Source organism: Citrobacter sp. Cpo012, assembly GCF_030333015.1.
Lineage (GTDB): Bacteria > Pseudomonadota > Gammaproteobacteria > Enterobacterales > Enterobacteriaceae > Citrobacter > Citrobacter portucalensis.
In genome coordinates, this window is record NZ_JAOWGR010000037.1 from 312,449 (window position 1) to 328,562 (window position 16,114).

Here is a 16,114-nt window from a genome sequence, read left to right on the forward strand (position 1 = left end):
TGATAAAACGTTTTATCCGTCACGTTATCAGGGAGTTTTCCGTTTTTATGGCTATAGCCAAAAAAATAACCATCCATGATGTTGCGCTGGCCGCGGGCGTTTCGGTTAGTACCGTCTCATTGGTGCTCAGTGGAAAAGGCCGTATTTCATCCGCGACCGGCGAACGGGTGAATGCCGCTATTGAGCAACTGGGGTTTGTGCGTAATCGCCAGGCATCAGCGCTGCGTGGCGGGCAGAGCGGGGTAATTGGTTTGATCGTGCGCGACCTTTCCACCCCGTTTTACGCCGAGTTGACGGCGGGTCTGACGGAAGCTTTAGAAGCGCAGGGGCGCATGGTCTTTTTATTACATGGTGGCAGAGATGGCGAACAGCTGGCGCAGCGTTTCGCTATGCTGCTTAATCAAGGGGTTGATGGTGTGGTGATCGCCGGGGCTGCCGGCAGTAGCGACGACCTACAACAACTGGCCGCCGATAAGGGGATTCCGGTAGTGTTTGCGTCTCGGGCCAGCTACCTGGATGACGTCGACACCGTCAGGCCTGACAACATGCAGGCAGCGCAATTGCTGGTTGAACATCTGATACGCCATGGGCATCAGCGCATCGCGTGGTTGGGGGGGCAGAGTTCTTCATTGACCCGCGCAGAGCGTGTCGGCGGCTATTGTACGACGTTGCTAAAGTATGGTTTACCGTTTCATAGCGACTGGGTGCTGGAGTGCTCATCCAGCCAAAAGCAGGCCGCAGAGGAGGTGACCGCGCTGTTACGTCGTAACCCAACGATCAGCGCAGTGGTGTGCTACAACGAAACCATAGCCGTTGGCGCTTGGTTTGGCCTGATGAGAGCAGGGCGTCAGAGTGGTGAAATTGGCGTAGACCGCTACTTCGAACAGCAGATCTCGTTAGCCGGATTTGCCGATGTAGCGGAAAATGCACTGGACGATATCCCCATTATTTGGGCCTGTACGCCCGCGCGTGAAATGGGATATACCCTTGCTGAGCGCATGCTACAGCGCATTGGGCACGATGATGGTCATTCGCGTAACTTAACGCTTTCCGCCCGTCTGGTGGTGGCAAAATAAAAAAGGCCCGATAAACACACGGTTATCGGGCCTGTTGTCACGCGTATTTACTGTTGCGGAATAGCCGGGGCATCCGGTTCGCCGAGAGAAGGCATACCGAACATGCCAACAAACTCATCCAGCGACATTTTTTGTCCGTTTAAGGTAACCTGGCCGTTTGCGTATTGCAGGCTGGAGCCGATGACGTTGTCCTGCATCGTTGTAATACGGAACATCTGACCCATTGCCGCCAGGCCATTCACCTGTTGTTTCGCCAGATCGGCCGCTTGTTCCTGCTGATAGCCTTCAATTTTGGCAATCTGCGTCATGAACTCAGTCGCCATATCAACCGGAATCGTCAGCTTAGCATCCAGTGATTTGACCGAACGATCCACTTCCTGAGCCAGCGTTTGTGGTTCCTCAGTATTTGCTGTCGGATCTTTTAGCAGCAGTGACAGATTAAATGCAGTTTCACCTTTTGCATTTTTCCAGCTCAGCGGGGCTATGGTGATAGCCGGCTCGCCTTTCATCAGAATCGGCAGCGCATTGAAGAAGGCTTCAGTGACTTTTTGCTGATAAAGCTCAGGATTTTGTACCACATCAATCTGCGCCATCAGCGCCTTGGTTTGGGCGCTATACTGCTGACTGAACTGGTGTAATGCTTCACCGTCAATCTGGCCAACTTTCAGCGTCAGTTTACCGCTACCCATATCCTGACCCTGCAATTTCAGACTGTTCAGCGTGTAATCCAACTGGCTGTTGACAGTTTTACCGTCGTTGATCAGATCGGATTTACCATCAATACCCATGCCTTCCAGAACCGCCAACTCTTTACCTTCGACGGAAATCGACAGTTTATCGAGTGACAATTTCTGGTCGCCTATGCGCTCACCAAAGCTGGCAATACTGCTGGAACCCTCAGTTTTCAGGTTATTGAAAGTCATTTGTACTTTCTGGTCATACTCGTTGACCGCATTGACCACGCCGCTTTGCGCATTGCCTGTCAGCGAGACAGCGTTACCTTCTTTGTCTGCTGTAAACTGGAATTCCCCGCCGCTGAAGGCTACTTTTTCGTCGCCTTTCTCATAGTTCAGTGGTTTGAGGGAGAGATCGGAACGGGTATCGCCGCTGTAGCCGATTCGGGAATTAATGACAAATGGCGACTCACCTTTGGCAATATCAAACAGTGGTTTGGTAACGTCGTTATTGACCAGAGTCGTTTTCACGGAGGCCATAGCCGGGACCAGATTCAGTGATTTCAACTGAGCCAGCGGGAATGGACCGTGATCGACGGTTTCATTCAGGACGATACTTTGCCCCGGTTTTAGCCAGGAATCTGCCTGCCCGGCGATTGGTTTCACCACCAATTGCAGTTGGCTATTGAACACCCCGCGCTGGTAGTTTTGATAACTCAGTTCAATGCCCGCCTCAGGGGAGAAACGTTTTAACTGATCGTTTGCCTGTGTCACCATCTCGGCGAGATGCGTTTCAAGTTTCTTACCTGTGTACCAGGCGCCGCCCGTCCAGACGATACCCAGCGCAACCACCACACCCGCAGCTACCAGCGATTTTTTCATTTCGATATCCATAAAATAAAACCAGGCGTTTGAAGACGCCTGGAGGAGTGACATGTCTTTAACACACTACAGCTTAGCAAGAGTTGTTAAAAATATCAGTATCTTGCTATAGCTTGTTATAAACCCGGGCTAAACGACCTGCGCCACTGATGTTAACCGGCGATTCATTCGCGCCAATAAAGGCCGATTCACCCGGTCGCAGAACCAGACGTTGCTCGCCTTTGCTCAGCACGGCTTCACCCTCGATGCAGAACAAAATAGCCGCACTTTGCTGGCTGATATCTGCGCCACTGGTAGTAAGCTCATGCAGGGAGAACGCAAAATCATCAACCGGGATTGGGAAGTCCAGTTCACCATCAGATTCAACCGGCGTGGTCAGTAACTGGTTTGCTGGCTTGGCGACAAACTTCACGTTGGCGACCAGTTCCGGGATATCAATATATTTTGGCGTCAGTCCGGCACGCAGCACGTTGTCCGAGTTAGCCATCACCTCAAGCGCCACACCTTGCAGGTAAGCGTGCGGGGTTTCGGCAAATAAGAACATAGCCTCGCCTGGATTGAGTTTCACCACATTGAGCAGCAGCGGGGAGAAAAGCCCACTGTCGTTCGGGTAGACGTCAGCGATCAGACGGATGGTTTGCCAGGGTTCACCCTGCTGGCTGTTCAGCGCTGATTTCAGGATCGCCAACGCATGGGATTTCTCCTCATCCTGCATATTCAGCAAGCTGGCGAAAAGATAGCTCAGACGTTCCGCACTCGGCTCTTCCAGGAAATGTGCAATAGCCGGATGTGCGGCGGAAACGGGTTGTAACAATGCAACAATGTCAGAGAACTCGCGGAATGCGTTCATCGCCAGGAAAGGCGTCAAAGCAAATACCAGTTCTGGTTTGTGGTTAGGATCTTTGTAGTTGCGCTCGGCGGCATCCATCGGGATCCCCGCAGCGTTTTCTTTGGCAAATCCAATTTCAGAATTGTGCTTGTTAGGATGAACCTGAATCGAAAGCGGTTGAGCAGCACAGAGCACTTTAAACAGGAAGGGCAGTTCACCAAAACGTTGCGCTACGGCATCGCCTAGCAGTGCGGATTTATCGTGCTCGATAACGTCGCGCAGAGCAACCGTCTGACCGTCAGCGCCCAGAACCTGCGAACTGCTTTTCGGATGCGCGCCCATCCACAACTCAGCCATCGGTTGCTGAGTGGGGTTGGCAATGCCATAGAGTTCCGTTAACGCCGTTTTACTTCCCCAGGCGTAGTTCTGCACTGAGTTGATGAGTTTTTGCATTATCAAGCCCTGTTTCAATGTTGAATTTTCTACGGCTATTAAACCAAGAAACCCTGAGGGAAGTAACCTGCACATGTAAAAAGTCGTACTTGTCTCAGTTTTTGTTAAAAAAATGTGTAGGATATGGTGACTCGCTTTTAATACCCTGAGTAATTCCGGTTGCAGAAAGCTCTTTCTTCTACAACCGGATCTGCGGCAGGGAAGCAGGGCAATGGAACATCTGCCCAGAGAATAACCAGACCGAGCAGTAAGTGAGAGCACAATGTCAAACAAACCCTTTCATTATCAGCATCCTTTCCCCCTCAAAAAGGATGATACCGAATACTATCTGCTGACCAGCGACTATGTCTCTGTTGCCGAATTTGAAGGGCAGGAGATTGTTAAAGTTGCACCGCAAGCCTTAACCCTGCTGGCTCGTCAGGCCTTTCATGATGCGTCGTTTATGCTGCGTCCCGCACATCAACAGCAGGTAGCTGATATTCTGCGCGACCCGGAGGCCAGCGAAAACGACAAATATGTGGCCCTGCAATTCCTGCGTAACTCTGACATCGCGGCAAAAGGCATTTTGCCGACCTGTCAGGACACCGGAACTGCGATTATCGTGGGTAAAAAAGGTCAGCGTGTCTGGACCGGTGGGGGTGATGAGGAGGCGCTGGCACGAGGCGTCTATAACACCTACATCGAAGACAACCTGCGCTATTCACAAAACGCCGCGCTGGATATGTATAAAGAGGTGAACACCGGTACCAACCTGCCAGCACAAATCGATTTGTATACCGTCGACGGAGATGAATACAAATTCCTGTGTATTGCCAAAGGTGGTGGTTCGGCGAATAAAACCTATCTGTACCAGGAAACCAAAGCGCTGCTAACACCGGGCAAATTAAAAGATTACCTGGTTGAGAAAATGCGTACGTTGGGCACTGCGGCCTGTCCGCCGTATCACATCGCGTTCGTAATCGGTGGAACATCGGCAGAAGCCACGCTGAAAACGGTCAAACTGGCTTCTGCAAAATACTACGACGAATTGCCGACAGAAGGTAACGAACATGGTCAGGCATTCCGCGATGTAGAGCTGGAAAAAGAGCTGCTGATTGAGGCGCAGAATTTGGGGCTTGGCGCGCAGTTTGGCGGGAAGTACTTCGCGCATGATATCCGCGTGATCCGCCTGCCGCGTCACGGCGCGTCGTGTCCGGTTGGAATGGGCGTTTCTTGCTCAGCCGATCGAAATATCAAAGCCAAGATCAACCGTGAAGGTATCTGGATCGAAAAACTGGAACATAATCCTGGCAAATTTATACCGGAAGAGCTGCGCCAGGCGGGAGAGGGTGAAGCGGTGCGCGTTGACCTCAATCGCCCGATGAAAGAGATCCTAGCCCAGCTGTCGCAGTACCCGGTTTCTACGCGTCTGTCACTTAACGGTACAATCATTGTTGGTCGTGATATTGCGCATGCGAAACTGAAAGAACGGCTGGATAACGGCGAAAGTTTGCCGCAGTATGTTAAAGATCACCCGATCTATTACGCAGGTCCGGCAAAAACGCCGGAAGGCTATGCCTCTGGTTCGCTGGGGCCAACCACTGCCGGACGTATGGACTCGTATGTTGACCAGCTTCAGGCCGCTGGTGGGAGCATGATTATGCTGGCGAAAGGCAATCGCAGCCAGCAGGTGACCGATGCTTGCCATAAACATGGCGGCTTCTATTTGGGCAGTATTGGCGGCCCCGCAGCGGTACTGGCTCAGGGCAGTATTAAGAGCCTGGAGTGCGTGGAATACCCGGAACTCGGGATGGAAGCCATCTGGAAAATTGAAGTAGAAGATTTCCCGGCATTTATCCTGGTAGATGACAAAGGCAACGATTTCTTCAAGCAAATTCAGACGTCGCAGTGCGCACGCTGCGTTAAGTAACGTCAGCCGCCCTTCGGGGCGGTTTTTTTTACCGCACGAACCACCAAACGACAGCTTTATCCTCGTTAATACTCATAAGACCAATGCAAATGGGCAATGTCGAAACATAACCTAATCAACTGTTAATGTAAGGAGCAGGTAATGGTAACGGTACGCCGCGAGAATGATTCAATGGGGGCGATTGATGTTCCTGCCGATAAGCTTTGGGGCGCGCAAACCCAACGTTCGCTGGAGCATTTTCGTATCTCTACGGAGAAAATGCCGGTCTCGCTGATCCATGCGCTGGCGCTGACGAAACGCGCCGCGGCAAAGGTTAACCAGGATCTGGGGCTGCTGGCGGAGGATAAAGCCAGGGCTATTATGCAGGCTGCAGATGAGGTGTTGGCAGATAAACACCGCGATGAGTTTCCGCTGGCCATCTGGCAAACCGGCTCAGGCACGCAAAGCAATATGAACATGAACGAGGTGCTGGCAAACCGGGCCAGCGAATTGCTGGGCGGCGTGCGGGGGATGGAGCGAAAAGTACACCCCAACGATGATGTCAATAAAAGCCAAAGCTCGAACGATGTCTTCCCGACCGCAATGCACGTTGCCGCACTGCTGGCGCTGCGTAAATCTTTGATCCCACAATTAAATGTGTTGACCAAAACGCTCAGTGATAAGTCCCACGCTTTCGCCGATATCGTTAAAATTGGTCGTACACATCTGCAAGATGCAACTCCACTTACGCTTGGCCAGGAGATTTCCGGCTGGGTAGCAATGCTTGAACATAACCTCAGCCACATTGAAAACAGTTTACCGCATGTGGCAGAACTGGCGTTGGGGGGAACCGCGGTAGGTACCGGACTGAACACTCATCCCGAATACGCCCGCCGGGTCGCGGACGAACTGCGGGTCATTACCTGCGCGCCGTTCGTTACCGCTCCGAATAAATTTGAAGCGCTGGCCACCTGCGATGCCCTGGTTCATGCCCACGGAGCGCTAAAAGGGCTGGCAGCGTCGCTGATGAAAATCGCCAACGATGTACGCTGGCTGGCATCTGGCCCGCGCTGTGGTATTGGTGAAATTTCAATTCCGGAAAACGAACCGGGCAGCTCGATCATGCCGGGTAAAGTCAATCCTACCCAGTGTGAAGCGCTGACCATGTTGTGCTGCCAGGTGATGGGTAACGATGTCGCCATCAATATGGGCGGGGCGTCAGGTAACTTTGAGCTCAACGTCTATCGACCGATGGTCATCCACAACTTCCTGCAGTCGATACGCCTGCTGGCGGACGGTATGGAAAGCTTCAATGAACATTGCGCGACGGGAATCGAGCCCAACCGTGAACGAATAGATCAACTGCTCAATGAGTCGCTGATGCTGGTGACCGCGCTCAACACCCATATCGGTTACGATAAAGCGGCTGAAATTGCCAAAAAAGCGCATAAAGAAGGGCTGACGCTAAAAGCCTCCGCTCTGGCGCTGGGATATCTAACCGAAGCGGAGTTCGACAGCTGGGTACGTCCGGAGCTGATGGTTGGCAGCATGCGGCCAGGCAGTTAATCCGCAACGTACAGGTGCAGCCGGGGAATAATCAATCTCAACGGCTGCGCCTGAGGTTTAAAGCGATGCTGAACGTTATCGGCATCGTAATTCAGTAACTCGCCGATATCCGGTACGGTCATACCGTTGTCGTCATTAAGCAGTGCAATTAGTGGCGTCGGGCAGGCATATTGCACCTGTTTTTGCTCTCCTTTGTACCAGACTCGGGCAATAGGCTGCACTTTTACCGGCCTTTTAATTTTCAGGCGGGCCTGCTGCGGTAAGTCGGCGATATCCTGATATTCGCGTTCAAGCTTCGCCTGCCATTCTTCACGTGTCCAGGGATGTACGCTGCGCGGTGAGGTCAGGCTTTTTTCCAGTTGCTGCAGTACTTCATCACGTTTCAGGTTTTTAATAATGTGCTTGTTAGCCCAGCCGAATCGCAGGGTGGCAGGATCTCTGACAACGGTGAGCGTGCGATAGGCATTTAGTGTAATCAGCCCCGGCAGGTGGCGATGCACCCATTCGAAACGTGCTGCAGGCGCCAGCCCTGATTCTACTGTAACAATGCGCTCGAAGGTGGTTTTCAACTGGTTTATACGCTGGATTTGTTCTTCCAGAGCACATTGCCCCGCATTATCAACCTGGTAGCACAATACACCCGGTAGGCGGATGGCCGCTTTGCTACTGCGGTTTTCGGACTGCTGCTGAATAAACAGGTGACGGTAATGGCGCAGTGCCAGCGCTTCAGCCTCTTTGCCTAAATGCTGCTTAACATCAATGCTCTGCAGAGGGGCATGCTCTGCCTCTTTGACCACTTCCGGTAACGAGAATACGCGGGCAATAAGCAGCGTCTGCTGCAACAGGTTTTCGTTCAGAAGCGCCAGTTCTTGTTCCATCTGGCGAAAGGTGCCGTTCAGGCGGTCAACGAGATCGTAACGGGCCATAGATTTACCATTTTAGTTACAACATACCTTTTTATAGCACAACATCTACCGCCTGGCCACCGAGCAGAATAGGTCAGGCAGCCGAAATTTCAGGAATGTTATGCCAGACGGGCCAACAGAAAGTAAACCGGGCGCCGCCAAGTTCACTTTCATCACAGACGACCGTCCCTCCCATAGCCAACGCTATTGAGTGGACGATGGCTAACCCAAGCCCACAACCCCCGGTCGCCCGGTCACGGCTGGGGTCAAGGCGTACAAACGGTTCAAAAACCTGTTCGCGAGCGTCTGGTGCAATACCGGGACCGTCGTCTTCCACTACCAGCGTGGCTTGATTGCCGTTCAGCAGCAGACTGGCTTGCACCGTTGACTGGCAATAGCGCAGGGCATTATTCAGCAAATTATCCAGGACCCGCTCCATCAGGCGCATATCCAACGCGCCGTAGTCGCCAGTTTCGAGATGACGTAATTGCACCGCACGGTCAGGATTTACGCTTTGCACATCCTCCAGATGGGTTGTCAACCAAGCAGGCAGGTCCGGTACGCTGAGTTTCAGTTCATTTTGCGGGCGATCCAGGCGGGCGTAGGTCAGTAACTCTTCGATCAACGCTTCCAGTTGGCCGATATCACGATTCAGCGCCTGAGATTCCTGCTCGGTGAGGTTATCACTCATTTCCAGCCGGTAACGTAAACGTACCAGCGGGGTACGAAGCTCATGGGCAATACCATCGATGAGCTGTTTTTTACTGGCGATCAGCGCATTGATATTGTCGGCCATTTGGTTAAACGCTACGCCCAGGCGCTCAAAGCTGGAACCGCTGTCAAAATGAAGGCGTTCACTCAGATGTCCTTCACCAAAACGTTGTGCGGCGGATTCGAGTCTGAGCATTTCCTGCCAGTGCGGGCGCATCCAGATCAGTACCGGGAAGGCCAGTGAGATAGCAATAAACGCCATCAGAGCGATGTCCAGCAAGCGCATTTGATGGAGAAAATAGAGGTAGGGAACCGGACCGACGGCCAGCACATAATGGCTGCGAGGAATGCGTTGAATGAAGGTGTATTGATCGTCAAGTGCCACAATATCGCCTTCGCGCAAACGCTGCATGGTTGGGGCATCCAGTGTGTACTTATTCAGCGGTTCAACGCGCAGGTCAAATGAAAGGTTTAAATCCATCTCCTTCAGCGTCTTACCCCAGTCGCGTGGCGGGATTTCGCGTAGTTCACTGCGCATCAGGTACAACGAGCTTTTCATCAAATCGTCGAGCGACTGTCTGCCTGCGCGTTCTGCGGTGAATTTGTATACCAGACCGACCAACAGGGTCATCACCAAAAAGCAGACAAACAGCAGGAGGTAAAACTGCACAAACAGTTTCTTCATAAAAAATCACCGAACGCTCAATAAGTTAGCGAGTGCACGTGTCCCACAGGGGAAAAGTGAGCACAGCGGTATCCGCCGATGCGTGGGTTCAGAAAGGTTCTCCGATCACCATCCGGCGTGCTTGTCCACGCAGAGTACACTGTATATCTCTTTTCTGCATTCTTATGGCTCCTACGGGCGCGGAATGACCTTTCGCTGGATCACGCATTGCTTTCTACGCTGTAAGTTAATCAAAATCGGGATGGGGTTGTTCTGGCGTATGTCACGACCGCACCTAAAAGGTTACTTCGTTTCTCAACGTAGATGGTGTTGTTATATTCGTAGTTACCTTCGGGATAGCAAATTCTTATGTTAGTCCCGAGATCCGGATCGTCAACATCAGCCCCCGAACAGCTTTTAGAACTTCCTGTAGCATAGACGTATGTGGCGGTATAGGACGAGGGGACACCCGGAATGAACCAGGTTATCGCCATAACCATGATCACTGAAAACAGCACCATGGCAATGCTGATGCCACCAAATAATTTCAGATAGGTTTGGAAGGGACTTTTTTTCATTATCCCATTACCTACCAGAAATAAGGTAATTAACAATGACACTGCCAGAGAAATAAGCATGAGGTATTTGGATGTGAGCGGGTAGAGAAATGTCGCTCTGTAAATCGTTACCTTCCACCAGTAAAAGAGAAATATTGCGCCGAGAGATGAGACGGTAACAAAAAACAAATATGGATATGAGTATTTTCTCATCCTTGTGACTCCAGAACAATTTCTCCATTTGGGTTTAATAAATTACCATTTGTTTTGAATAATGAAAACGGCTCTCTTGTTTGAATTGTTAGGTACGCCGCAGACCAGAGAATTTGCGCTATCTTTGGGGATATAGGCATAATAATAAAAGGGATATTCTCACCCGTGGCAGGGATGACTGACCTTGCGTATAATGCGTGCCGATACTTCCTGAAAAGTGCTGTGACTGAAAATATGAATCTCAATCGCTGTTGTTATTCGCTACTCATTTTCGCAGCGGTCGGCTGCATTTTCACCGCTTATCCTCTTGTTATATGGTTTCTACTCGCCAACGTTCTGACGCTGCTGTTATACGGCGTGGACAAAATGGCGGCACGCAAGGACTGGCGCAGAGTGCCGGAATCCACATTGCTGGTGTTTGGCGTTGTGGGCGGATGGGGCGGCGCGATAGCGGGTCAACAAATCTTTCGCCATAAAACACAAAAGCAGCCTTTCAAAACCTACTTCATTATCAGTGTGATAGTGAGTGTTTCTGTGATGGGCGTGATTTATAAGTTCTATCCATTTTTACCTTCCTGAGCATGGTTGGTGAATAAACTGCGGTTTATTTGAGGCAGGAAATATATTTTTCACCTGAACGGCGCACAATTTCATCGGCATTTTGCGTAATATCTTTTCCTTCAAATGCGCCGTAAAGTTGCTTAAATTTCACTGTTCTCAGGCGTTGGATGATGTCGCTGACGGTGGCGGCTGGCAACGGTAGCATATTGGGGTAGCTCCACATAAATGAGACTGCATGGGCACCTGGTGTAACTTGAACGATGTCGCCAGAAAGCACCACGCCTTCGTCACGCGCCCAGTGCAGGACGCAGCCGCCAGCAAAGTGCCCGCCGAGACGTATCATCGTGACGTCACGGGTTAACTCAATGGTGTCGCCATCCCAGAATCTAATCCAGGGGCTGTCACGCATTACCCACCTTCTGTCGCTGGTATGAAGGTAAATCGGCGCGTTAAATTCCGCAGCCCAGTCCTGCATGGTGGTGTAGTAATGAGGATGCGAAATCGCGATAGCCTTAAGGCCGCCAAGGGACGTTATTAGCGTTTTTGTGGCATCGTCGAGCGTGGCAATGCAGTCCCACAGAATATTTCCTTCTGGGGTACGCACAAGAAACGCGCGCTGATCAATTGCAAAATCAGGAACGGTGCGGATGCTGAGGAGGGTACTGTCGTGTTGCTTCCACTTATTTGTATGCGATGCACACAGGGTGTCAAAATCGATCCATTTCTGCCCGCTTGTGGGGACATATTGACGTTCATCCAGGCAGATATCGCAATGTTCCGGATGGGCGCCAGTTACCTCATAGGATGTTCCACAGGTTTTGCATAACGTGATCATCGTGTCCTCCTCATATACCGAACACAGTCAGCATGGCACACAGATACACAAGGATGTGCCTGTTAGTGCTCTACCCGATAAGTCAGTGATGATGGAAGTGGGGGTTGTGGCTCAACCAAAAGAAAACAGGAATAATGCCGACACGGATCCTTTTGATTACCATCTTCCAGAGAAAAATGAGGATATTGTTTGGAAAATCGTCAGTTCAACACCTGGCTCAACCGTTGGGGGCTCACTCCAGATGGTGAACCGTTTGAAACGCACACATCGCAGCTTTTGCCTGTGGTGGTGGTCAAGGACGGGCAGAAAGCCATACTAAAGATCACCGATGATGACAGTGAACGGATCGGCTGTGAACTCATGGTCTGGTGGAACGGAAATGGCGCAGCGAAAGTACTTGCTCATGCAGCAGGGGCGATTCTGCTGGAACGTGCGACAGAGACATGGTCTTTAGCGGACATGTCCTGGACTGGCAACGATGCGCAGGCCTGTCGCATTATTTGCCATGCTGCCAGTAGACTCCATCTCTCCCGAAATGCGTCTACGCCTGCGTTAACACCTCTGCACCATTGGTTTCGCGATCTGGCTCCAGCCGCGAAAAAGCATGGCGGTACCCTGACGCGTTGTGCTGCGGTGGCAAATGTACTGCTATCTTCACCCCATGATGAAGTCGTATTACATGGCGATCTACACCACGGCAATATTCTTGATTTCGGAACGAGAGGATGGCTGGCTATCGATCCCAAAGGGCTGGTGGGCGAGCGTGGCTTTGATTATGCCAATATCTTTACTAACCCCGATCTTGCCGAACCTACCAGACCTGTCGCCATTGAGCCGGAAATATTCACGCAACGAGTCAACATTGTGTCTGAAATCGCCAGAATTGAACGGCAGCGTTTACTGATGTGGATTGTTGCCTGGTGTGGGTTGTCGTCCGTTTGGTTTCTGCAAGAGGGTGACAGCGCAACGGTACCTCTGCGTATTGCGGAGCTAGCGATGGTAGAACTTGCTTCAGGTGGTAATCAATTTTGATCTACGACACTGGGTTAGTAATTCTTAAGAGTTATCATTAGCCTGGTAAACGTGTATTAATCAATCAATGAACGGCGGTGTGGTGTGTTGTTGAGCGAAAATTTGACAGGCCGGAAACAATGAACGCATTGTTTTCATTATTAAAAAAACGCCCGAATATTCTTTTGTTGATGGTCTTACTCATCGGGGCAAACATCGTAGCGTGGCTGTGGGCTTTCACCGCGTTTAGCAACAATACTTCCTTACTGGCACTGAGTCTGATTGCGTGGTGCTATGGTTTGCGCCATGCCGTTGATGCCGATCATATCGCCGCGATAGACAGCGCGACGCGTAAACTCATGCAGCAGAAAAAACGTGCCCTGACAACGGGGGCCTGGTTTTCTCTGGGACACTCTACCATTGTGGTGCTGGCCAGCATTGGCATTGCGTTAACTACCAGCGTGTTTAAGCTACATATGGCATGGTTTCAGAATGTCGGTGGTCTGATAGGAACTACGGTTTCTGCCGTATTTTTGCTGATTCTGGCTACTATCAATCTCATTATTTTCTGCCAGGTCTGGAAGGCATTCCGCCATCTTAAACGCACCGGTACTTACGATGGCACCACGGAAGACATTACAGTTTCAGGCCCTCTAAACTGGCTTTTCCGCTCAGCGTTTCGGCTGGTAGGTAAAGACTGGCATATGTATTTTGTCGGCTTTCTGTTTGGTCTGGGTTTTGATACCGCCACTGAAATTTCTCTGCTGGGAATTTCTGCTTCAAGCGCGTCCAGCGGCATGTCGATTTGGTCAATTCTCGTGTTCCCGGCGCTGTTTACCTGCGGTATGGCGTTAATTGATTGTCTCGACAGTATTCTGATGGTTGAAGCCTACGGATGGGCGTTTAATAAGCCGCAACGTAAACTCTATTACAATATGACCATTACCGGGACTTCCGTGATTGTTGCGCTATTTATTGGCGGGCTGGAGGCGCTGGGACTTCTCTCTGACGCGTTTTCGCTTCAGGGTGGTTTGTGGGATACCGTCAGCAATTTGAGTGACCATATGGGGAATGTCGGTTTTGCGATTATTGGCGTCTTTATCGGCTGTTGGATTATCTCCGCCGTAAACTACCGTTGGAAAAAATACGACGGACTGACGTTTAGTTAGCTATCAATGTGACAGTGTAACGCCAGGTAATTAAGAGGGCCGATCAAAGTGACCGGCCCGGTTGGATTACTTCTGCGGCTCGTCGTCCCAGGCGTGCGGTGCGAACAGATAACCTTTGTTGCGTACCGTTTTGATTCGATAGGGTTCAGTCGCGTTATCGAGCAGTTTTTTGCGTAAGCGGGAAATCGCGACATCGACACTGCGATCCATGCCGTCATAACTTACGCCACGCAGGTTTTTTAGCAACGCATCACGGTCCATAATCTGCCCGGCATGGGTTGCCAACTCCCACAGTAATTCAAAATCAGCGGTAGAAAGAGAGATTTGCTCGCCGCCGAGCAGCACGGAGCGGTTGGTGGGATCGATTGTGAGTGTGCCAAAGCGCAGCGTTGTGTGCGGTGTGATGGTTGCCGCTTGAATGCCTTTAGACTGTGCTGAGTGTTCATTCTGGCGCAGGTGCAGGCGCAGGCGAGCCAGCAGCACAGCTGGCGGCGTTGTCTTCAGGATGTAGTCACAGGCGCCCATTTCCAGCGCCAGGATATGGTTCATGTCGCTGTCCAGCGAGGTGAGCAGAACAATCGGGCCTTGCCAGCGTCCGCGTAAATCGCGGCAGATAGTCATCCCGTCTTTGCCCGGCAGCATGATATCTAATAACACCAGATCGGGTTGAACGTGCAGGATTTTCTCCTCGGCCAAATCACCACGAGGTTCAAGGATAACCTCAATATCATGCCGGGCCAGATAGGCTGCAATCAGTGAGCCAACTTCGGGATCATCTTCAACAAATACGATGGTGTTCATATCATTCATTTTGAATATAAAACGCCAACATACACCGCCCTGGTTTTTCCTTCCATTAATCTTTTCTAAACAAGAACGCTTCCGTTATGCTAGAGGCTGATGTTATTGATGTGTTAAGGCAGAGTGATGGGACTCGTTATAAAAGCGGCGCTCGGTGCGCTGGTGGTGGTGTTGATAGGTTTGCTGGCGAAAACAAAGAATTACTATATTGCTGGATTAATTCCACTGTTCCCGACGTTTGCGTTGATTGCCCACTACATCGTGGCCAGTGAGCGTGGGATCGAGGCGTTACGTACAACCATTGTATTCAGTATGTGGTCGATTATTCCCTATTTTGTCTACCTTGTTTCACTGTGGTATTTCACCGGGTTTATGCGCTTACCCATCGCGCTCGGCGGTGCAGTAGTGTGCTGGAGCCTGAGCGCGTGGTTGCTGATCTTTTGTTGGATCAAACTGCACTAACGTAGATGACGCCCGCCATCAAGGGCAAAACTACGTCCGGTGACAAAACAACTGGTTAGTAGATAGTCAATTAAATCAATGACCTCTTTTTCACCAGGCGCGGTTTTCATCAGTGATTTGTTTAGTGCCTGCTGGCGATACTCTGCATCGTCGCCCTCGTTAAACAGGATAAGTGAGGGGGCAATCGCGTTCACTTTCACTTCCGGTGCCAGTTTGCGCGCGAACGAACGGGTCATATTATCCAGCGCCGCTTTGCTGGCAGCATAAGCAATGTGCTTGTCGCTGCCACGCTCCACAACATAATCCGTGAAATGGATGATGTCGCTGGCTGCGTGCCCATGACCGCGTAGCAATCCTTCCAGCGCGTGGTTGAGCAGGTAGGGCGTATTGACGTGGATCTGCATCATACGTGACAGTACTTCGCTAAGCGGTGTGCCGGGTTTTTCGGCGACCCAGGCGCTGGCATTATGCACAATGGCGCGCAAGCCATCCGTCTGCGCTTTGACCTCCTCAGCAAAGGCCAGTACGCCTTCATCCGTGGAAAAGTCAGCCGGGATACAAATCGCGCCCGCTTCTCGCAGGCCGTCAATGGCAGGATAGTGAGTTCGGTAGCTGACGATAACTGGCTGTTTTTGGTTCAGAAAGTGCCATGCGACGGCGAGGCCGATACGACGACCACCTCCGGTGATAAGAATTGGCAAAGGAGGTTTTTTACCCATTGTTATACTCAGGCTCCGTTAAAAACAGCATCTTATAAGAGAAAGGGTGTAAGTGGTGTATGAAACATTGGTGATCAGTGCAAACTCATTTGTACACAGTAGCACACAGGAATAAAGTTGTTGGGGTTTGTTACAGCA

The 16,114-nt window shown here is 51.1% G+C and carries 15 protein-coding genes; 7 read left to right on the forward strand and 8 right to left on the reverse strand.

Annotated elements, in window-relative coordinates; all coding sequences use genetic code 11:
* Nucleotides 1–47 precede the first annotated feature (47 nt).
* Nucleotides 48–1,076, forward strand: coding sequence for a Mal regulon transcriptional regulator MalI (locus tag OGX90_RS11425; protein WP_048226587.1), 1,029 nt, complete (start codon nucleotides 48–50; stop codon nucleotides 1,074–1,076).
* Between the two features lie 47 nt (nucleotides 1,077–1,123).
* On the opposite strand, the gene OGX90_RS11430 is transcribed toward OGX90_RS11425, so the two are convergent.
* Both OGX90_RS11430 and manA read right to left on the reverse strand, forming a co-directional pair.
* Nucleotides 1,124–2,632 (reverse strand): YdgA family protein, encoded by a 1,509-nt coding sequence (locus OGX90_RS11430; protein ID WP_079934113.1) that lies wholly within the window; start codon nucleotides 2,630–2,632, stop codon nucleotides 1,124–1,126.
* Nucleotides 2,633–2,738: 106 nt separating this feature from the next.
* The gene (gene manA / locus OGX90_RS11435) at nucleotides 2,739–3,914 is read right to left on the reverse strand and encodes a mannose-6-phosphate isomerase (protein WP_103285159.1); all 1,176 of its coding nucleotides are present in this window, start codon (nucleotides 3,912–3,914) and stop codon (nucleotides 2,739–2,741) included.
* A gap of 262 nt (nucleotides 3,915–4,176) precedes the next feature.
* On the opposite strand from manA, the gene fumB reads away from it, so the two are divergent.
* On the forward strand, nucleotides 4,177–5,823 hold the full coding sequence (gene fumB / locus OGX90_RS11440) for a class I fumarate hydratase (RefSeq protein ID WP_008784695.1): 1,647 nt from the start codon (nucleotides 4,177–4,179) through the stop codon (nucleotides 5,821–5,823).
* A gap of 141 nt (nucleotides 5,824–5,964) precedes the next feature.
* Nucleotides 5,965–7,368 carry a class II fumarate hydratase gene (gene fumC / locus OGX90_RS11445; protein ID WP_286623850.1) on the forward strand — a complete coding sequence of 468 codons (1,404 nt, stop codon included), beginning with the start codon at nucleotides 5,965–5,967 and terminating at the stop codon, nucleotides 7,366–7,368.
* On the opposite strand, the gene tus is transcribed toward fumC, so the two are convergent.
* From tus to OGX90_RS23835, 3 genes are all read right to left on the reverse strand, one after another.
* Nucleotides 7,365–8,294, reverse strand: coding sequence for a DNA replication terminus site-binding protein (gene tus, locus OGX90_RS11450; RefSeq protein ID WP_234095842.1), 930 nt, complete (start codon nucleotides 8,292–8,294; stop codon nucleotides 7,365–7,367). The two genes, fumC and tus, sit on opposite strands and share 4 nt — an antisense overlap.
* 73 nt (nucleotides 8,295–8,367) lie before the next feature.
* Nucleotides 8,368–9,669, reverse strand: coding sequence for a two-component system sensor histidine kinase RstB (gene rstB, locus OGX90_RS11455; protein WP_103285163.1), 1,302 nt, complete (start codon nucleotides 9,667–9,669; stop codon nucleotides 8,368–8,370).
* A gap of 230 nt (nucleotides 9,670–9,899) precedes the next feature.
* Nucleotides 9,900–10,418: a hypothetical protein gene (locus OGX90_RS23835; protein ID WP_103014909.1), complete on the reverse strand. Its 519-nt coding sequence runs from the start codon at nucleotides 10,416–10,418 to the stop codon at nucleotides 9,900–9,902.
* A gap of 234 nt (nucleotides 10,419–10,652) precedes the next feature.
* Between OGX90_RS23835 and OGX90_RS11465 the strand changes: the two genes are divergently transcribed.
* Nucleotides 10,653–10,997, forward strand: a complete 345-nt coding sequence (locus OGX90_RS11465; RefSeq protein WP_032944411.1) for a DUF1294 domain-containing protein — start codon at nucleotides 10,653–10,655, stop codon at nucleotides 10,995–10,997.
* Nucleotides 10,998–11,022: 25 nt separating this feature from the next.
* On the opposite strand, the gene OGX90_RS11470 is transcribed toward OGX90_RS11465, so the two are convergent.
* Complete coding sequence (locus OGX90_RS11470) at nucleotides 11,023–11,814, reverse strand: MBL fold metallo-hydrolase (protein ID WP_250670954.1); 792 nt, start codon at nucleotides 11,812–11,814, stop codon at nucleotides 11,023–11,025.
* A 189-nt stretch (nucleotides 11,815–12,003) separates the two neighbouring features.
* On the opposite strand from OGX90_RS11470, the gene OGX90_RS11475 reads away from it, so the two are divergent.
* Nucleotides 12,004–12,846, forward strand: a complete 843-nt coding sequence (locus tag OGX90_RS11475; RefSeq protein ID WP_286623853.1) for an aminoglycoside phosphotransferase family protein — start codon at nucleotides 12,004–12,006, stop codon at nucleotides 12,844–12,846.
* Nucleotides 12,847–12,965: 119 nt separating this feature from the next.
* Entirely contained in the window at nucleotides 12,966–13,994 is a 1,029-nt protein-coding gene (locus OGX90_RS11480) for a HoxN/HupN/NixA family nickel/cobalt transporter (protein ID WP_286623857.1), read from the forward strand.
* A gap of 66 nt (nucleotides 13,995–14,060) precedes the next feature.
* On the opposite strand, the gene rstA is transcribed toward OGX90_RS11480, so the two are convergent.
* A complete protein-coding gene (gene rstA, locus OGX90_RS11485) occupies nucleotides 14,061–14,804 on the reverse strand; it encodes a two-component system response regulator RstA (RefSeq protein ID WP_003832842.1) in 744 nt (247 codons plus the stop codon).
* 117 nt (nucleotides 14,805–14,921) lie between these two features.
* Here rstA and OGX90_RS11490 point away from each other — a divergent pair, with 117 nt between their 5' ends.
* Complete coding sequence (locus tag OGX90_RS11490; RefSeq protein ID WP_008784705.1) at nucleotides 14,922–15,257, forward strand: GlpM family protein; 336 nt, start codon at nucleotides 14,922–14,924, stop codon at nucleotides 15,255–15,257.
* Here OGX90_RS11490 and folM read toward each other — a convergent pair.
* The gene (gene folM, locus OGX90_RS11495) at nucleotides 15,254–15,976 is read right to left on the reverse strand and encodes a dihydromonapterin reductase (protein ID WP_128611546.1); all 723 of its coding nucleotides are present in this window, start codon (nucleotides 15,974–15,976) and stop codon (nucleotides 15,254–15,256) included. The genes OGX90_RS11490 and folM overlap by 4 nt on opposite strands.
* Between the last annotated feature and the right edge of the window lie 138 nt (nucleotides 15,977–16,114).